The organism is Streptomyces sp. NPDC002619 (assembly GCF_042889305.1).
Classification (GTDB): domain Bacteria; phylum Actinomycetota; class Actinomycetes; order Streptomycetales; family Streptomycetaceae; genus Streptomyces.
This window is the reverse complement of the sequence record NZ_JBIAQV010000002.1, coordinates 476,438-493,936: the sequence shown is the minus strand read 5'-3', so window position 1 is coordinate 493,936 and position 17,499 is coordinate 476,438. Positions and strand designations below refer to the sequence as shown.

The window sequence follows — 17,499 nt, the reverse complement described above, 5'->3', positions numbered from 1 at the left end:
CATAGCAGCGGACTGTGGGCACAATTGGTTTCGGCGTCGGACAGCGCGCAACGGATGGGGAGGCAGGGACGACGGTGGCGGAACGGAGCACGGCTGCCGTCGACGTGGCAGACAACAGCGGTGACGAGCCGCTGACCGCCAAGGCGGACCAGGCCACGGCCGACGGGGTGGCCCAGAACCCGGAGCGGGACACGGAAAACAACGAGGCACAGAGGAGCGGCGGGACCGAGAGTCCCGGACAGAAGGCCTCACCTCCCGAACTGCACAGCGGTCACAAACTCGCCAGACGCTACCGTCTCGAGGAGTGCGTCACCCGTCTGGACGGATTCAGCAGCTGGCGTGCGGTCGACGAGAAGCTCCGTCGCGCCGTCGGCGTCCACGTCCTTCCCGCGGACCACACACGGGCCCGTTCCGTGCTGGCGGCGGCACGCTCATCGGCCCTGCTCGGCGATCCCCGCTTCGTCCAGGTCCTCGACGCCGTCGAGGAGAACGACCTCGTCTACGTCGTGCACGAGTGGCTGCCCGACGCCACCGAACTGACCACGCAGCTGTCTTCGGGCCCGCTGGAACCGCATGACGCGTACCAGATGGCCAGTCAGGTCTCCTCCGCGATGGCCGCCGCCCACCGCGAGGGCCTCGCCCATCTCCGGCTCAACCCGAACGCCGTGCTGCGTACGTCGTCCGGCCAGTGGCGCATCCGCGGCCTCGCGGTCAACGCCGCTCTGCGCGGCATCAGCTCCGACACCCCGCAGCGCACGGACACCGAGTCGATCGGCGCCCTGCTGTACGCGACGCTCACCCAGCGATGGCCGTACGAGAACGACGCCTACGGCCTGTCCGGCCTGCCCAAGGGCGTCGGTCTGATCGCACCGGACCAGGTGCGTGCGGGTGTCCACCGCGGCCTGTCCGAGCTGGCCATGCGGGCCCTCGCCAACGACGGCGCCACCGCCTCCCGCCATGAGTCGGCGTGCACCACGCCGGAGGAACTGGTCAAGGCGATCGGCGAGATGCCCCGCATCCGCCCGCCGGAGCCCGCGTTCACGGCCCCGCCGGAGTACCAGCGCACGACGTACCAGCAGGGCACGTACGGCCGCCCGGCCCCACGCGCCACCCAGCCCATGCAGCCCCCGCCGCCCCCGCTCCAGAGCCGCACCGGCAAGGCGCTCAAGTGGGCGGTCTCGGCCCTCCTGATCGCCGCCCTGGGCCTGGGCAGCTGGCAGCTCGCCGACGCGCTGATGGACCAGGGCAGCTCCGACGACACGAACAACACGCAGACGACGGACGGTGGCGACAAGGGCGCGGGCAAGACCAAACCCGCCACGCCACTCCCGATCAAGGGTGCGCAGGAGTTCGTCGCGAAGGGCGACGCCCAGCACCCCGGCGACGTCGCCAACACCTACGACGGCGACGCCTCCACGTCCTGGCGGACCAAGACCTTCACCGGCGGCCCCTCCATCCCGCCGTACAAGCCGGGCGTGGGCATCGCGTACGACCTCGGCTCGGCGAAGGAACTCTCCTCGGCGAGCATCGGGCTTCGCTACTCTGGCGATCACACCACGGTCAAGCTGTACGCGTCCGACTCGCTGACACCTGGGTCACTCGACTCACTGACGCAGATCGGCAGCGTCGACACGAGCGGGACCACCGCCACGGTGAAGCTCAAGAAGCCCGTGAAGAGCCGGTACGTCCTCGTGTGGCTCACGGCCGTGCCGTACTCGGGTGAGGACGCGGCCTCGTACAGCGGCGCCGGATTCAAGCAGGCCATCACCGAGGTGAAGTTCACAGGCTGACGTCTCACCGGAGGCGAGGGGGTCAGATGGCGGAGGGCGCCGGATTCGACGGTGCGAGCGATCAGGAACTGCTCGCCCGGCACGTCGCGGGTGACCCCGAGGCCTTCGGTGAGATCGTGCGGCGTCATCGGGACCGGCTCTGGGCGGTGGCGCTGCGGACGCTGGGGGACCGTGAGGAGGCCGCTGACGCGGTGCAGGACGCTCTCGTGTCCGCGTATCGGGCCGCCCACACCTTTCGGGGACAGTCGGCCGTCACCACCTGGCTGCACCGGATCACGGTGAACGCCTGCCTGGACCGGGCCCGCAAGGCGGCCTCCCGGAAGACGGCACCCGTCGACGACACCGAACGGCTGGAGCAGTTGCTGGAGCCGCACGAGTCGGCCTCGGCGCCGGCCGAGCGCAACGACCTCCACCGCCAACTCCTCGAAGCCCTCGGCACACTGCCGCACGACCAGCGGGCCGCCCTCGTCCTGGTGGACATGCAGGGCTACCCCGTCGCCGAGGCCGCCCGCATCCTCGACGTGCCGACCGGCACGGTCAAGAGCCGGTGCGCGCGTGGCAGAGCCAGACTCCTCCCGCTCATCTCCCACCTACGGCCGGAGAACAGCCGTGACGGGAAAGAGCCGGACCCCGCACGGAACCGGGCGCAGGGGACATCCGTCCCACCCGCAGCAGGGCCTGAGGACAGAAGTTCACCAGGAACGGGGCCGAGCGATTCAGCCGCAGTGAAGGGCGGAGGTGGGCGAGCGTGACTCCCACGACGGACGCGACCGGGCACCCGGACGTCGCCGAGATCTCCGACCTCACCGAGGGCCTCCTCCCGCCGGCCCGGACCGCGGACGTACGGCGCCATCTCGACGAGTGTGAGCTCTGTGCCGACGTCTACGCCTCACTCGAGGAGATCCGGGGACTGCTGGGCACGGTGCCCGGTTCGGCCCGCATGCCCGACGACGTCGCAGGTCGTATCGATGCCGCCCTTGCCGCCGAAGCTCTGCTGAGCACCACGGCTCCGGAATCCGTGGACGCACCGGTCCTGGCCTCCGTCTCCCCCGCACCCTCCGACGAGGATGCCGAGGCCCATGTTTCACGTGAAACATCGGCTCCCCCGGACCGGCCCGCCGGACGGCCGCACGCCGCGACCGGCCCTGGCCGCAAAGATCGCGGGCGGGGCCGGCGTCGCAGGACCGTCGTCCTGGGTGCTGTCCTTACCGCCGCTGTCCTAGGGGCCGGATCCCTCTTCCTCCAGTCACTCGGTGACGACAAGTCCCACTCGACGGCTCAGGCCAGCCCCTCCGGTACGTTCTCCGGGAGCCCGCTCAAGAACGAGGTGAAGAACCTCCTCTCCACGCGCCCGAACTCACAACGCGGCGCCGACAGCCCGAAGCCCCGGCTTGGCATCGAGTCCCAGTCCGACCCCCCCGGCTCGACGGAGAGCGCGAACACACTGATCCAGCCCTCCGTCCCAGTCCCGGACTGCGTCCGGCAGGGCATCAATCGCGAAGCCGATGTCCTCGGCGCCAAGAAGGGGACCTACGACGGCAAGGAGGCGTACCTCGTGCTCCTCCCGGACGCCTCCGACAGCACGCGGGTCACCGCCTATGTCGTCGACACGGGCTGCATCGACAAGCAGCCCATCTCGCCCGGGAAGGTTCTGCTGAAGCAGTCCTTCGCTCGTCCCTGAGTGTCTTCATCACGTCTCGCCCCCGCGTGCGATTCCCTACTACGCAGCATCCCCGTGTGCCCGGACACAGCGGGAATGCGGACCCCCTAGGATCCGTTGGGTGGGGTGGGAGTTCTGAGAGGAGCTCGCACCGGTCGAATGACGCAGACCAGAGACGAGGAAACCAGCCGTGAGCGACGTCCGTAACGTGATCATCATCGGCTCCGGGCCCGCCGGTTACACGGCGGCGCTTTACACTGCACGTGCGTCGTTGAAGCCCCTGGTGTTCGAGGGGGCTGTCACCGCGGGCGGTGCGCTGATGAACACCACCGAGGTGGAGAACTTCCCCGGCTTCCGCGACGGCATCATGGGCCCCGAGCTCATGGACAACATGCGCGCGCAGGCCGAGCGCTTCGGCGCCGAGCTCATCCCAGACGATGTCGTCTCCGTCGACCTGACCGGTGAGATCAAGACGGTCACGGACACCGCGGGCACGGTCCACAAGGCGAAGGCCATCATCGTCACGACCGGCTCGCAGCACCGCAAGCTCGGCCTCCCGAACGAGGACGCGCTCTCCGGCCGCGGTGTCTCCTGGTGCGCCACCTGTGACGGGTTCTTCTTCAAGGGCCAGGACATCGCCGTGATCGGCGGCGGTGACACCGCGATGGAGGAAGCCACCTTCCTCTCGCGGTTCGCCGAGTCGGTCACCATCGTCCACCGCCGCGACAGCCTGCGCGCCTCCAAGGCGATGCAGGAGCGCGCCTACGCCGACCCGAAGATCAAGTTCGTCTGGGACAGCGAGGTCGCCGAGATCCAGGGCGACCCGAAGCTCTCCGGACTGAAGCTCCGCAACGTCAAGACGGGCGAGCTCTCCGATCTCCCGGTGACGGGCCTGTTCATCGCGATCGGCCACGACCCGCGCACAGAGCTTTTCAAGGGTCAGCTGGACCTCGACGAGGAGGGCTACCTGAAGGTCGTCGCGCCCTCCACCCGGACCAACCTGACCGGTGTCTTCGGCGCAGGCGACGTGGTCGACCACACCTACCGCCAGGCGATCACCGCAGCCGGTACCGGCTGCTCCGCCGCTCTCGACGCCGAGCGTTTCCTCTCCGCCCTCGCGGACGAGGAGAAGGCCGAGCCCGAGAAGACCTCCGTCTGACCCCCCTTCCTCCCCACCGCACGATCGAGTTAAGGAGCCCGCCGTGGCCGGCACCCTGAAGAATGTGACTGACGACAGCTTCGAGCAGGACGTCCTCAAGAGCGACAAGCCCGTCCTGGTGGACTTCTGGGCCGCCTGGTGCGGTCCGTGCCGCCAGATCGCCCCGTCCCTCGAGGCCATCGCCTCCGAGTACGGCGACAAGATCGAGGTCGTCAAGCTCAACATCGACGAGAACCCGGGTACAGCCGCCAAGTACGGCGTCATGTCCATCCCGACCCTGAACGTGTACCAGGGTGGCGAGGTCGCCAAGACCATCGTCGGTGCCAAGCCGAAGGCCGCGATCGTTCGCGACCTCGAGGACTTCATCGCCGAGTAATCGGCTGTGCCGTCACGTCGACGGGCGCATGTTTCACGTGAAACACGAATGGGCCAACCCCTGCGGGTTGGCCCATTCGTATGTGAGCCGAATACGGCGTTCGGCCGCTAGAGCGGCCGAAGCGCTGGTTCCTTCTGTACGGCCCCCAGCAGCCGGTCGATGGCCATCTCCACGTCTTCCTTCCAGGAGAGCGTCGTACGCAGCTCCAGCCGAAGGCGCGGGTACGTGGGATGCGGGCGTACGGTCTTGAAGCCCACCGCCAGCAGATGGTCGGCCGGCAGCACGCAGGCGGGCTCCTTCCACCGGGCGTCTCCGAACGCCTCGATCGCCTTGAAGCCGCGCCGCAGCAGATCCTTGGCAACCGTCTGGACCATCACCCGGCCGAGCCCCTGGCCCTGATAGCCCGGCATGATGAAGGCGGTCATCAACTGCACCGCGTCCGGAGACACAGGGCTCGTCGGGAACGCCGTGGCGCGGGGGACGTACGCGGGCGGAGCGTAGAGCACGAAACCCACCGGCACGTCGTCGACGTAGACAACCCGGCCACACGATCCCCAGTCCAGCAGGACGGCGGAGATCCAGGACTCCTTCTGCAAGGCGGCCGTGCCCGCTCTTACCGCGGCCTCGCCGCTGACTGGGTCCAACTCCCAGAAGACGCACGAGCGACAGCGCTTGGGAAGGTCTTGAAGGTTGTCCAGCGTGAGCGGTACGAGCCGACGGCCCATGAAGGCTGATCCTCGCTTCCTTCGCCCGCGGCGTCGCGAGCGGCTGTCAGAGCGTTCCGTTCCTTCAGCAGACTGCCGACGAACCCGCCCACGGCGCCCAGTCCCAGGGCCGCGCTGACCAGTCCGGTGCGGCTCATCGTTCGCATGGCCCCCGCCTCCCACTCGAAGGTGCTGCCAGGTAGATGCGCCATACCCGAATCGCATCGTATCCACGATGCGATTCCGCCGATACCGCCTGAAAGCAAAGAGCGGACCGTGTTCCGGTACACACCGGACACGATCCGCTCCGCCGCCCGACCGGGCGGGTTCACCCGAGGCTCAGTCCTCCGCGTCCTCGGCGTCCTCGCCGTCCCCGTTGTGCAGGCCCGTCGAAAGGACCGGCCCCTCGCCCGGGGCGAGGGTGCCGAGGATCCGCTCGAGGTCGTCCATGGAGGCGAACTCGACAGTGATCTTGCCCTTCTTCTGACCGAGGTCGACCTTCACACGCGTCTCGAAGCGGTCCGAGAGACGGGTCGCGAGGTCGGTAAGCGCCGGAGACACTCGCGCTCCGGCGCGCGGTCCCTTGGAGCGCTGTGCCGTCTGGGGCCGCGAGCCCATCAGGGTCACGATCTCCTCGACAGCCCGCACCGAGAGTCCCTCGGCCACGATCCGGTGGGCCAAGCGGTCCTGCTCCTCCGAGTCGTCCACAGAGAGCAGTGCCCGCGCGTGCCCGGCGGACAGGACACCGGCGGCAACCCGACGCTGAACGGCCGGCGAAAGCTTCAGCAGACGCAGCGTGTTGGAGACCTGCGGACGGGAGCGCCCGATGCGGTCCGCCAACTGGTCGTGCGTGCAGTTGAAGTCCTTGAGCAACTGGTCGTAAGCGGCTGCCTCTTCCAGCGGGTTCAACTGCGCGCGGTGCAGGTTCTCCAGGAGCGCGTCCAGGAGAAGCTTCTCGTCGTCTGTGGCACGCACGATCGCCGGGATCGCCTCGAGCCCCGCCTCACGGCAGGCCCGCCAGCGCCGCTCACCCATGATGAGCTCGTAGCGTCCGGGACCCAGCTGCCGTACGACGACCGGCTGGAGAAGACCGACCTCCTGGATGGAGGTGACCAGCTCCTGCAGCGCGTCCTCGTCGAAGACCTCACGCGGCTGCCGCGGGTTGGGCGTGATGTCGTCGAGGGGAATCTCGGCGAAGTGGGCACCCACCGGAGAGGGCGGCACCTCCGCGAAGCCACTCCCCGAGAGCTCCTCGGTTTCATGTGAAACCGGTGGCAGCGTGGCCACCTTCGCCGCGGCCACCCCACGGTCGGTCGTCAGGACCGGGACCGCCGCGGGAGAGGCGGAAGCCTGACCCCCCACCGCGGCGGAGGCCGGGTTCTTCTCGGTTGGAGCCGCTGGGATCAGTGCGCCGAGACCACGGCCCAGCCCCCTCCGTCGATCACTCACTGGATCCCCTCCACCATGTTCGGGTTGCTCTGTGCGCTGATGTGGGCCTGCGTCGGGTCGTAGTTGACGCCGACGCCCCTCAGCGCGATTTCTCGTGCCGCCTCAAGGTAGGAGAGGGCACCGCTCGAACCAGGATCGTAGGTCAGAACCGTCTGCCCATAGCTGGGTGCCTCGGAGATACGGACCGAGCGGGGAATGCTCGTCCGCAGCACCTCGTCGCCGAAATGGCTGCGCACCTCTTCCGCGACCTGGGAGGCAAGACGCGTCCGGCCGTCGTACATGGTGAGCAGGATGGTCGACACATGCAGGGCGGGGTTGAGGTGCCCCCGCACCAGGTCGACGTTGCGCAGCAGCTGGCCGAGGCCCTCCAGCGCGTAGTACTCGCACTGAATCGGGATGAGCACCTCTGCGCCGGCGACCAGCGCATTGACCGTCAGCAGGCCGAGCGACGGCGGGCAGTCGATGAGGATGTAGTCCAACGGCTGCTCGTACGCCTGGATGGCCCGCTCCAGCCGACTCTCCCGTGCCACCAGCGACACCAGCTCGATCTCCGCACCGGCGAGATCGATCGTGGCAGGGGCACAGAAGAGGCCTTCGACATCCGGGACCGGCTGCACGACCTCGGCGAGAGGCTTGCTCTCGACCAACACGTCGTAGATGGACGGAACTTCGGCGTGATGGTCGATCCCCAGAGCAGTGGACGCGTTGCCCTGCGGGTCGAGGTCGATCACCAGGACACGGCCACCGTGCAGCGCCAGCGAAGCGGCAAGATTGACGGTCGTCGTCGTCTTGCCCACGCCGCCCTTCTGGTTGGCGACCACCATGACTCGGGTCTGCTCCGGCCGCGGCAGACCCTCGCCGGCACGACCCAGAGCTTCCACCGCCAGTTGGGCAGCACGACCGATGGGAGTGTCGTCCATCGGAGGCGGTGTTTCACGTGAAACATCCGCCCCCATCGACTCGGTACGGGGACCGGGGACCGGATCGGTCATCGGTCCCGCGATGTTGGCGTCGGACCGCAAGGATTCACTCTCCTCGACTTCAGGCTCGCAATGAACAGAGCCTCCCATGCCTTCGGGGTCGCGAACCAGTGAGGCCTGGTGTTCTGTGGGGAAATCCTCCTCTGTGGACAACTCGGCAGCCCCTCCGAGTGACCCGAGAGGCTTCCGCTCGTGCGGTTCGGCCGCAGCGCGACCCCGACTGATGATGCCGTGCAGCAGTGAGCGACGTTTCACGTGAAACACGATGACAACAATTTGCCCTTTATGTGAGCGACACTCCGCCGAGGAACCCCACCTGGACGCTCCCCGTGGAACAAGAAGGGCAACAGCGAGACCCCGTGCAGCGGTGACGGCGGCACTGTGACGAAGTCGTCATAGGCGCCGGCACCGCACACAGCCTGAGGGGCCCTCCTCACCGCAGGAAAGCCCTCAGGCTTGGCCCGGGACCTCCGCGGTCAGCGGCGCCGACGCGCCCTGCCCGCCCGCGCCGCCTTGGCGCGCTTCGCCGCGAAGCGGACACCACCCGGCGACTCCCCGACCTCCACCCGCACCACAGTGGACAGCGGATCCACGACCCCCTCACCCACATGCAGGATGGACGTCTCGACCGCACCGAGCTTGCTCAGCGCAGTGGCCGCGTTCTTCAGCTCCTCCTCGGCGGTGGCGCCCTTGAGCACCAGCATCTCGCCGTAGGGCCGCAGCAGCGGGATGCCCCAGGTGGCCAGCCGGTCCAGCGGAGCAACCGCACGAGCCGTCACCACGTGGACCGGCGGCAGCTTCCCCATGACCTCCTCGGCACGGCCACGAACGACCGTCACATGGTCGAGCCCCAGCAGCTCGACGGCCTCCATGAGGAAGTTCGTGCGCCGCAGCAGAGGCTCCAACAGCGTGATCTTCAAGTCGTCCCGGACGAGAGCCAGGGGAATGCCCGGCAGCCCGGCACCGGACCCGACGTCACAGACCGTCACACCCTCGGGCACGACCTCAGAAAGCACCGCACAGTTCAGCAGATGCCTCTCCCACAGGCGAGGAACCTCACGCGGGCCGATGAGCCCGCGCTGCACTCCTGCCTCGGCGAGGAGCTCGGCGTACCGGACCGCATCCGCGAAGCGATCACCAAATACGTCGCGCGCCTGCTCAGGCGCAGGGGGGAGCTCCACTGCCTCCGTCACGGGGACCGTCCTTCCGTACCGCATCAGCGCACCGAGCGCCGACCACCAGAACTACCAGGCTGACAAACTTCGGCCCCGCCTGCGGGCAGACGGGGCCGGTGGAACGTACGTACCGATCAGGCGGGAAGCACAACGACGAACCGCTGCGGCTCCTCGCCCTCGGACTCACTCCGCAGCCCCGCTGCCTTGACCGCGTCGTGCACGACCTTGCGCTCGAACGGGGTCATCGGATTGAGCTTCACCGGCTCACCGGTGCTCCTGACCTCGGCGGCGGCCTTGGCGCCCAGCTCGGAGAGCTCGGTGCGCTTCTTGGCCCGGTAGCCCGCGATGTCCAGCATCAGCCGGCTGCGGTCCCCGGTCTCCCGGTGCACGGCCAGGCGCGTCAGCTCCTGCAGCGCCTCCAGCACCTCGCCGTCACGGCCGACCAGCTTCTGCAGGTCGCGGCCGCCCGCATCGCTGATGATCGACACGGAGGCGCGGTCGGCCTCAACGTCCATGTCGATGTCGCCGTCGAGATCGGCGATGTCCAGCAGACCCTCGAGGTAGTCCGCCGCGATCTCGCCCTCCTGCTCCAGGCGGGTCAGGGTGTCTGCACCCTCGGCAGCGGCGGAGGTGGTGCCTTCCGTCACGGGATGGACTCCTTCTTACTTCTTGGACGGGGATTTGGGCCGCTGCGGACCCTTGCGCTGGCCGGACTGAGCCTTGCTGCGGCCGGCGGAACCCGGCTTCGCGGGCTGCCTCGCCGCGGGCTTGGCATCCCGCGGCTCAGCGGTCTGCGGCTCGTCGTCCTGCGGCTCGTCGGACTTCTCGAGCGACGTGGACGGCGCGGGGTCGTCGGCCTGCCGCTGACCACCGGACTGGCGCTGGGCCTTGCTCTGACGCTTGGGCTGCTGGCGCCGGGGGGTGGTGGTCGTCGTCGTGCTCATGCCGTCCTCGGCCTGGGCGACGGCCTGGCTCTCGCTCGTGGCCACGGTGCCGTCGGCCTGCGCGGCGAGACCCGCCTTGGTCAAGCCGTTGATGAACTTGCGCTCGAAATCGTTGCGGTCGCGGCCCTTCGAGACGATCGCCTTGACGATGGCCTTCTCACGCCGGTTGCGCGTCTTGCCGTGGTTCGTCACATGCTTGGTCAGGCGCTCCAGGTACGCGGCCTGGGCCTTGGAACCCGGGGTCGGGTTGTTGTGGATGACGTACATCTGCTGGCCCATGGTCCACACGTTGGTGGTCAGCCAGTAGACGAGGACACCGACCGGGAAGTTGATGCCGAAGACGGCGAACATGACCGGGAAGACGTACATCAGCATCTTCTGCTGCTGCATGAACGGCGTCTTCACCGTGGTGTCGACATTCTTCGTCATCAGCTGGCGCTGCGTGTAGAACTGCGACGCCGACATCAGGACGATCATGACCGCGGTGACGACCCGGACATCGGTCAGCGAGGCACCGAGGGCCTCGACCTTGGCCTGGCCATCCGTGAACTTCGCGGCCAGCGGGGCGCCGAAGATGTGCGCCTTACGAGCGCTGGCCAGCAGCGATTCGTTGATGACGCCGATCGTCGAGCCGGTCGCGATGCCGTTGAGCACGTGGTACAGGGCGAAGAAGAACGGGGACTGCGCCAGGATGGGAAGGCACGAGGAGAGCGGGTTGGTACCCGACTCCTTGTACAGCTTCATCATCTCTTCGGACTGGCGCTGCTTGTCGTTCTTGTAGCGCTCCTGGATCTTCTTCATCTCGGGCTGCAGTGTCTGCATGGCCCGGGTCGCCTTGATCTGCTTCACAAAGAGCGGGATCAGGCAGATACGGATCAGGATCACCAGGGACACGATGGACAGGCCCCAGGCCCAGCCGGTGTCGGGACCGAAGATCTGCCCGTACACCGAGTGGAACTGGACGATGACCCAGGAGACGGGTGTGGTGATAAAGCTGAAAAGGCTGGCAATCGTGTCCACTAATCATGCTCCTTGGGCATGGGACGAGGTCTCTGCGGCCGGGCTCGACGGGAGGCTCCCGTCGGTGGCCGGTTCGGCGGCGGAGGGCCCGCCCTTGCGTGCACGCCAGGCGTTGCGCAGCATTTCGTGCCACCGCGGACGCTTGCGCTGGGGAACATGGTCCACACCGCCGAGCGACCACGGGTTGCACCGCAGGATCCGCCAGGCAGTGAGTGCCGTCCCCTTGATCGCACCGTGTCGGTCGATGGCCGTATAGCCGTAGTGAGAGCACGACGGGTAGTACTTGCACACCGGCCCGAGCAGCGGACTGATCGTCCACTGGTAGAGCTTGATCAGAGCCAGCAGCGGGTACTTCATCGCGCGCCCCCTCCCAGCAGCCGTTGAAGGGCGGCATCCAGGTCTCGGGCCAGCTGTGCATGGTCTGCGTCGCCCGCTCCGGGCAGCGCTCGTACGACTACCAGGCTACCGGGGGGGAACAGGGCGACTCGGTCACGCATCAGATGGCGAAGTCTGCGCTTCACTTTGTTGCGCACGACCGCACCACCCACCGCCTTGCTCACGACGAAACCCGCACGTGTCGGGGGAGCGCTCTCCCCAGGCGCGTGCGGGTCCGTGGCACCGCTACGAAGGTGGACGACGAGCGTCGGGCGTCCAGCCCGGCGGCCCCGTCGTACCGCGGTCGCGAAGTCCTCGCGCCGCCTCAGCCGGTTCTCGGTGGGCAGCACGACGTCATGACCTGATCGGGATCAGGCGGACAGGCGGGCGCGACCCTTGCTACGGCGAGACGCGAGAATCGCGCGGCCGGCACGGGTGCGCATACGCAGCCGAAAGCCGTGGGTCTTCGCGCGACGACGGTTGTTCGGCTGGAAGGTGCGCTTGCTCACTCGGGGGCTCCAGAAACTAATCGGTGGTGGCGGGGTGCCGTCCTGGCTGTCACCGTGCGCCCACGAGTAGCTCGCGTCACGCCCGAGTGCACCGCTTACCGATCACCTGAAGTGACCTGTGCCCATCGGAGGCAGGCGGCAGCAGCCATCGACAACTCGACCTGGTTACGGTACGCGGGGCTACGCCATCCGGTCAAACCAGCGGTCGCCGGGAGACACTATCCACAGGCTGGGGACAACAACTTGAACCGCACCCGCCCCGCTGACTACCGTGACTGGACTCCGATTCGTTCCCTTATCCCTGCCCGAGCGGGATTGTTCCCGCCCGTACACCGGATTCCATCCCAACCCGTCCGCGAACCACACGTTCGTGGGACCCGTGAGAGAGCGTGCCCTGTGGCTGACGTGCCTGCCGATCTTGCCGCAGTGTGGCCACGCGTACTCGAGCAGCTCCTCGGAGAGGGCCGCGGCCAGGGTGTCGAGGCGAAGGACGAGCACTGGATCCGGCGCTGCCAGCCCCTCGCGCTGGTCGCGGACACCGCTCTACTCGCCGTACCGAACGAATTTGCGAAAGGCGTACTGGAGGGCCGTCTCGCCCCGATCGTCAGCGACACCCTGAGCCGCGAGTGCGGCCGCCCGATCCGCATCGCGATCACCGTCGACGACTCCGCCGGCGAACCCCCCGCGCCTCCCGTGCAACAACAGTCGCGCTACGAAGAACCCGAACTCCCCTCCGGACAGGGACAGTACGAGGGATACGGCCGCCACCGCGCCGACCAGCTGCCAGGCACCTCCGCCGACCAGACCGGCCGCCCCGATCCGCTCCCCACCGCACGCCCGGCCTACCCCTCCGAATACCAGCGCCCCGAACCCGGCGCCTGGCCGCGCCCCACGCAGGACGAGTACAGCTGGCAGCAGCAACGACTCGGCTTCCCGGAGCGCGACCCCTATGCCTCCCCGTCGCAGGACTCCTACAGATCGCGCCCACGCGACACCTACGGAGCGCCGTCACAGGACTCGTACACCTCGGGCCAGGACTCGTACGGCTCCTCCCAGGACTACCGCCCGCAGCCGATGGACCGCCCGTCGTACGAACAACAGCGCTCCGAGTACGACCCCTCGCGCGTCGACTACGACCAGCGCGACCCCGCCCGCCGCGAGCTGCCCGAACCGCCGTCCGGCTCCGGCCAACCGCACCGCGGCGGCCCCGGGGGCGCCAACCTGCCGACGACCGGCGCCCCCGGGCCGCTGGCAGCCAAGCCCGCGCCGGCGACCGGCCCCGGCGAGCCGACCGCGCGACTGAACCCGAAGTACCTGTTCGACACGTTCGTCATCGGCGCCTCGAACCGGTTCGCGCACGCGGCCGCCGTCGCCGTCGCCGAAGCGCCCGCGAAGGCGTACAACCCCCTCTTCATCTATGGGGAATCGGGACTCGGCAAGACACACCTGCTGCACGCCATCGGGCACTACGCGCGCAGCCTCTACCCCGGCACGCGCGTGCGCTACGTGAGCTCCGAGGAGTTCACCAACGAGTTCATCAACTCCATCCGCGACGGCAAGGGCGACAGCTTCCGCAAGCGCTACCGCGAGATGGACATCCTGCTCGTCGACGACATCCAGTTCCTGGCGGACAAGGAGTCGACGCAGGAGGAGTTCTTCCACACCTTCAACACGCTCCACAACGCCAACAAGCAGATCGTGCTCTCCAGCGACCGGCCGCCCAAGCAGCTGGTCACGCTGGAGGACCGGCTGCGGAACCGTTTCGAATGGGGCCTGATCACCGACGTCCAACCGCCCGAACTGGAGACGCGCATCGCGATCCTGCGCAAGAAGGCGGTCCAGGAACAGCTCAACGCCCCGCCGGAGGTCCTCGAGTTCATCGCCTCCCGCATCTCGCGCAACATCCGCGAACTGGAGGGCGCGCTGATCCGCGTCACGGCGTTCGCCTCGCTCAACCGGCAGCCGGTGGACCTGGGCCTCACGGAGATCGTCCTCAAGGACCTGATCCCCGGCGGCGAGGACTCCGCCCCCGAGATCACCGCGTCGGCCATCATGGCGGCCACCGCCGCCTACTTCGGCCTCACCGTCGAGGACCTGTGCGGCACCTCGCGCGGCCGCGCCCTGGTGACGGCCCGCCAGATCGCCATGTACCTGTGCCGCGAGCTGACCGACCTGTCCCTGCCGAAGATCGGCGCGCAGTTCGGTGGCCGCGACCACACGACCGTGATGCACGCCGACCGCAAGATCCGCGCGCTGATGGCCGAGCGCCGCTCCATCTACAACCAGGTGACCGAGCTGACCAACCGCATCAAGAACGGCTGACAGCCGCGTCTGTACGGCACTGAGGGCGCCCTCGGGAGAGATCCCGAGGGCGCTCTTCGTCGTTCCGGCGGGCTGTCGCCGGTCGGTTCGCCGCCACCCGCTGTTCGAATAGTGGCCGGGTTACGGCCACTCTCCACAGATTCCGGTACTTTCTTCTGCCCACAGCCTGGGGACCGTGAAGTTTTCCAGATTGTGTCCACAGGCTGTGCCGCTGAACGACGATCACCCCAGCTCAGCTGGTTGTGGATTCGTGGACGAACGATCTCCACAGACTGTGGACGACGAAAAGATCCACAAGCTGTGCACCAAGTTGTCCACCGGCGACCCACAGGCTGGGGCACGTTGTCCCCAGCGCTGGTGATCTTCTCCACATGCCTGTCCACTGTTCGGCAACGGGACGCGCCTCCTCACCGTGTCGAGTGAAAGGCGTCACACCGAGGTGCCGGATTGGCCTGTGGGCAAGGTGGCCAAAGCTGGGGACGGTGCTGGGGAGAAGTCACCGTCGGCTGTGCACGGCGTGTGCAAAACTTTCCGTTCTCCACAGATACGCCAAGTTGTCCACTGCCACCGCCCACAGGGTCGGTGGACAAAATCTTGGCTCTGAGCTGGGAAAACGTGGTTATCCACCGTTTCCACAGGCCCTACTACTACTCCCAACTAGAGAGAGCTGGGAATCCGTTTCGAAGTGGGTCCTGTGCACAACTCGGCGTCCGGTGTCCGAGCGCGCCTCGTCACGACTTGACCCGGAGCGGCAACGACTGTCAGTGCGGTGCGTCAGACTGTTCCCCGGTGTCCTTCCCCTCCCAGGGGCTTGCGACACCGAGTCAGACGACGAAGGCGAAGCAGGGCGAGAAGCGCCGGCAACAGCAGGAGGCGGCTTACGGTGAAGATCCGGGTGGAACGCGACGTACTCGCGGAGGCAGTGGCCTGGGCGGCACGCAGCCTCCCGGCCCGTCCGCCGGCTCCGGTCCTCGCGGGCCTGCTGCTGAAGGCCGAGGACGGCCTGCTGAGCCTGTCCAGCTTCGACTACGAGGTCTCCGCGCGCGTGTCGGTGGAGGCCGAGGTCGAGGAGGAGGGCACGGTTCTCGTCTCCGGCCGCCTCCTCGCGGACATCTCCCGCGCTCTCCCCAACCGGCCGGTGGAGATTTCCACAGACGGTGTACGGGCGACCGTGGTCTGCGGCTCCTCGCGGTTCACACTCCACACCCTGCCTGTGGAGGAGTACCCGTCGCTGCCTCAGATGCCGAACGCGACGGGCACCGTCCCCGGCGAGGTCTTCGCCTCTGCCGCCGCCCAGGTCGCCATCGCCGCCGGCCGCGACGACACGCTGCCCGTCCTCACCGGTGTGCGCATCGAGATCGAGGGCGACCGGGTCACGCTGGCCTCCACCGACCGCTACCGCTTCGCGGTCCGCGAGTTCCTGTGGAAGCCGGAGAACCCGGACGCGTCCGCGGTCGCCCTGGTGCCCGCCAAGACGCTCCTGGACACCGCCAAGGCGCTGACGAGCGGCGACAGCGTGATTTTGGCGCTGTCCGGCTCCGGTGCGGGCGAGGGCCTGATCGGTTTCGAGGGCGCCGGGCGGCGGACGACGACGCGTCTTCTGGAGGGCGACCTCCCGAAGTACCGGACGCTGTTCCCGACGGAGTTCAACTCCGTCGCGGTGATCGAGACCGCCCCCTTCGTGGAGGCCGTCAAGCGCGTGGCCCTGGTCGCCGAGCGCAACACCCCGGTGCGGCTCAGCTTCGAGCAGGGCGTGCTCATCCTGGAGGCCGGTTCCAGCGACGACGCACAGGCTGTGGAACGGGTGGATGCGCAGCTCGAAGGCGACGACATCTCGATCGCCTTCAACCCGACCTTCCTGCTGGACGGTCTGAGCGCGATCGACTCTCCGGTGGCCCAGCTGTCGTTCACGACGTCCACGAAGCCCGCGCTGCTGTCCGGCAAGCCCGCGCTGGACGCGGAGGCGGACGAGGCCTACAAGTACCTGATCATGCCCGTCCGGCTGAGCGGCTGACGGCTCCATCCTACAAAGCCCCAGGTGAGGGCCTACGCATGAGCGCGTATGCCCACAGGTGTGCGTGAGGGGCCGGGTCTAGGCTCGGACACAGGTACGAAGGTGCCTCTCACGTCACACCGCAACCTAAGGAAAACAACTGATGGAGCTCGGTCTCGTCGGCCTCGGCAAGATGGGCGGCAACATGCGCGAGCGGATCCGCCGCGCGGGCCACACCGTCATCGGGTACGACCGCAGCGCGGACCTCGCCGATGTCCACAGCCTGGAAGAACTTGTGGGCAAGCTGACCGGCCCGCGTGTCGTCTGGGTCATGGTCCCGGCCGGCGAGGCCACGCAGTCCACGATCGACGAGCTGGCGAAGCTGCTCGAGCCCGGTGATGTGGTCGTCGACGGTGGCAACTCCCGCTGGACGGACGACGAGAAGCACGCCGAGGAGCTGGCCGCCCAGGGCATCGGCTTCGTCGACTGCGGCGTCTCCGGCGGCGTCTGGGGCCTGGAGAACGGCTATGCGCTGATGTACGGCGGCGACGCCGAGCATGTCGCCAAGGTGCAGCCGGTCTTGGACGCGCTCAAGCCGGAGGGCGACTTCGGTGCGGTGCACGCGGGCAAGGTCGGTGCGGGCCACTTCGCGAAGATGGTCCACAACGGCATCGAGTACGCGATGATGCAGGCCTACGCCGAGGGCTGGGAGCTCCTGGAGAAGGTCGACTCCGTGACGGATGTCCGAGAGGTCTTCCGTTCCTGGCAGGAGGGCACGGTCATCCGGTCCTGGCTGCTGGACCTCGCGGTGAACGCCCTCGACGAGGACGAGCACCTGGACGGCCTGCGGGGTTATGCACAGGACTCCGGCGAGGGCCGGTGGACTGTGGAAGCCGCCATCGACAACGCGGTGCCGCTGCCCGCGATCACCGCGTCGCTGTTCGCGCGGTTCTCCTCCCGGCAGGAGGAGTCGCCGCAGATGAAGATGATCGCGGCGCTGCGGAACCAGTTCGGCGGCCACGCGGTCGAGAAGAAGTAGTCCA

General features: G+C 68.0%; 17 protein-coding genes. 8 read left to right on the top strand and 9 right to left on the bottom strand.

The features are described from left to right. The first annotated feature begins 74 nt into the window (after positions 1-74). From ACFYXB_RS06485 to trxA, 5 genes are all read left to right on the top strand, one after another. Positions 75-1,790 (top strand): protein kinase family protein, encoded by a 1,716-nt coding sequence (locus ACFYXB_RS06485; protein ID WP_389578353.1) that lies wholly within the window; start codon positions 75-77, stop codon positions 1,788-1,790. A gap of 26 nt (positions 1,791-1,816) precedes the next feature. Next, entirely contained in the window at positions 1,817-2,542 is a 726-nt protein-coding gene (sigM, locus tag ACFYXB_RS06480) for an RNA polymerase sigma factor SigM (RefSeq protein WP_389578350.1), read from the top strand. Continuing rightward, positions 2,539-3,471, top strand: a complete 933-nt coding sequence (locus tag ACFYXB_RS06475; RefSeq protein ID WP_389578347.1) for an anti-sigma factor family protein — start codon at positions 2,539-2,541, stop codon at positions 3,469-3,471. The genes sigM and ACFYXB_RS06475 overlap by 4 nt, the downstream gene beginning before the upstream one ends. A 169-nt stretch (positions 3,472-3,640) precedes the next feature. After that, entirely contained in the window at positions 3,641-4,609 is a 969-nt protein-coding gene (gene trxB / locus ACFYXB_RS06470; RefSeq protein ID WP_351346081.1) for a thioredoxin-disulfide reductase, read from the top strand. Between the two features lie 43 nt (positions 4,610-4,652). Beyond that, positions 4,653-4,985 (top strand): thioredoxin, encoded by a 333-nt coding sequence (gene trxA / locus ACFYXB_RS06465; protein ID WP_103545205.1) that lies wholly within the window; start codon positions 4,653-4,655, stop codon positions 4,983-4,985. Between the two features lie 107 nt (positions 4,986-5,092). Here trxA and ACFYXB_RS06460 read toward each other — a convergent pair whose 3' ends face one another. From ACFYXB_RS06460 to rpmH, 9 genes are all read right to left on the bottom strand, one after another. Next, positions 5,093-5,710: a GNAT family N-acetyltransferase gene (locus ACFYXB_RS06460; RefSeq protein WP_351346085.1), complete on the bottom strand. Its 618-nt coding sequence runs from the start codon at positions 5,708-5,710 to the stop codon at positions 5,093-5,095. 318 nt (positions 5,711-6,028) lie between these two features. Beyond that, complete coding sequence (locus ACFYXB_RS06455) at positions 6,029-7,138, bottom strand: ParB/RepB/Spo0J family partition protein (protein WP_389578342.1); 1,110 nt, start codon at positions 7,136-7,138, stop codon at positions 6,029-6,031. Next, positions 7,135-8,208 (bottom strand): ParA family protein, encoded by a 1,074-nt coding sequence (locus ACFYXB_RS06450; protein WP_351346195.1) that lies wholly within the window; start codon positions 8,206-8,208, stop codon positions 7,135-7,137. Before ACFYXB_RS06450 ends, ACFYXB_RS06455 begins: the two co-directional genes overlap by 4 nt. A gap of 386 nt (positions 8,209-8,594) precedes the next feature. Next, positions 8,595-9,311, bottom strand: a complete 717-nt coding sequence (gene rsmG, locus ACFYXB_RS06445) for a 16S rRNA (guanine(527)-N(7))-methyltransferase RsmG (protein ID WP_351346091.1) — start codon at positions 9,309-9,311, stop codon at positions 8,595-8,597. Positions 9,312-9,427: 116 nt separating this feature from the next. Continuing rightward, the gene (locus ACFYXB_RS06440; RefSeq protein ID WP_351346094.1) at positions 9,428-9,940 is read right to left on the bottom strand and encodes a R3H domain-containing nucleic acid-binding protein; all 513 of its coding nucleotides are present in this window, start codon (positions 9,938-9,940) and stop codon (positions 9,428-9,430) included. A 15-nt stretch (positions 9,941-9,955) separates the two neighbouring features. Then, on the bottom strand, positions 9,956-11,257 hold the full coding sequence (gene yidC / locus ACFYXB_RS06435) for a membrane protein insertase YidC (protein ID WP_389578338.1): 1,302 nt from the start codon (positions 11,255-11,257) through the stop codon (positions 9,956-9,958). 3 nt (positions 11,258-11,260) lie between these two features. Continuing rightward, positions 11,261-11,614, bottom strand: coding sequence for a membrane protein insertion efficiency factor YidD (gene yidD / locus ACFYXB_RS06430; RefSeq protein WP_351346100.1), 354 nt, complete (start codon positions 11,612-11,614; stop codon positions 11,261-11,263). Next, positions 11,611-11,982 carry a ribonuclease P protein component gene (rnpA, locus tag ACFYXB_RS06425; RefSeq protein WP_078630330.1) on the bottom strand — a complete coding sequence of 124 codons (372 nt, stop codon included), beginning with the start codon at positions 11,980-11,982 and terminating at the stop codon, positions 11,611-11,613. Before rnpA ends, yidD begins: the two co-directional genes overlap by 4 nt. A gap of 21 nt (positions 11,983-12,003) precedes the next feature. Then, complete coding sequence (gene rpmH, locus ACFYXB_RS06420) at positions 12,004-12,141, bottom strand: 50S ribosomal protein L34 (RefSeq protein ID WP_003956500.1); 138 nt, start codon at positions 12,139-12,141, stop codon at positions 12,004-12,006. Positions 12,142-12,537: 396 nt separating this feature from the next. Between rpmH and dnaA the strand changes: the two genes are divergently transcribed. The 3 genes from dnaA (at position 12,538) to gnd (ending at position 17,495) form a co-directional block, all read left to right on the top strand. After that, positions 12,538-14,463: a chromosomal replication initiator protein DnaA gene (gene dnaA, locus ACFYXB_RS06415; protein ID WP_389578335.1), complete on the top strand. Its 1,926-nt coding sequence runs from the start codon at positions 12,538-12,540 to the stop codon at positions 14,461-14,463. Positions 14,464-15,346: 883 nt separating this feature from the next. Beyond that, positions 15,347-16,477 (top strand): DNA polymerase III subunit beta, encoded by a 1,131-nt coding sequence (dnaN, locus tag ACFYXB_RS06410; protein WP_388504823.1) that lies wholly within the window; start codon positions 15,347-15,349, stop codon positions 16,475-16,477. Positions 16,478-16,619: 142 nt separating this feature from the next. Continuing rightward, on the top strand, positions 16,620-17,495 hold the full coding sequence (gene gnd / locus ACFYXB_RS06405; protein ID WP_389578332.1) for a phosphogluconate dehydrogenase (NAD(+)-dependent, decarboxylating): 876 nt from the start codon (positions 16,620-16,622) through the stop codon (positions 17,493-17,495). Positions 17,496-17,499: the final 4 nt, after the last annotated feature.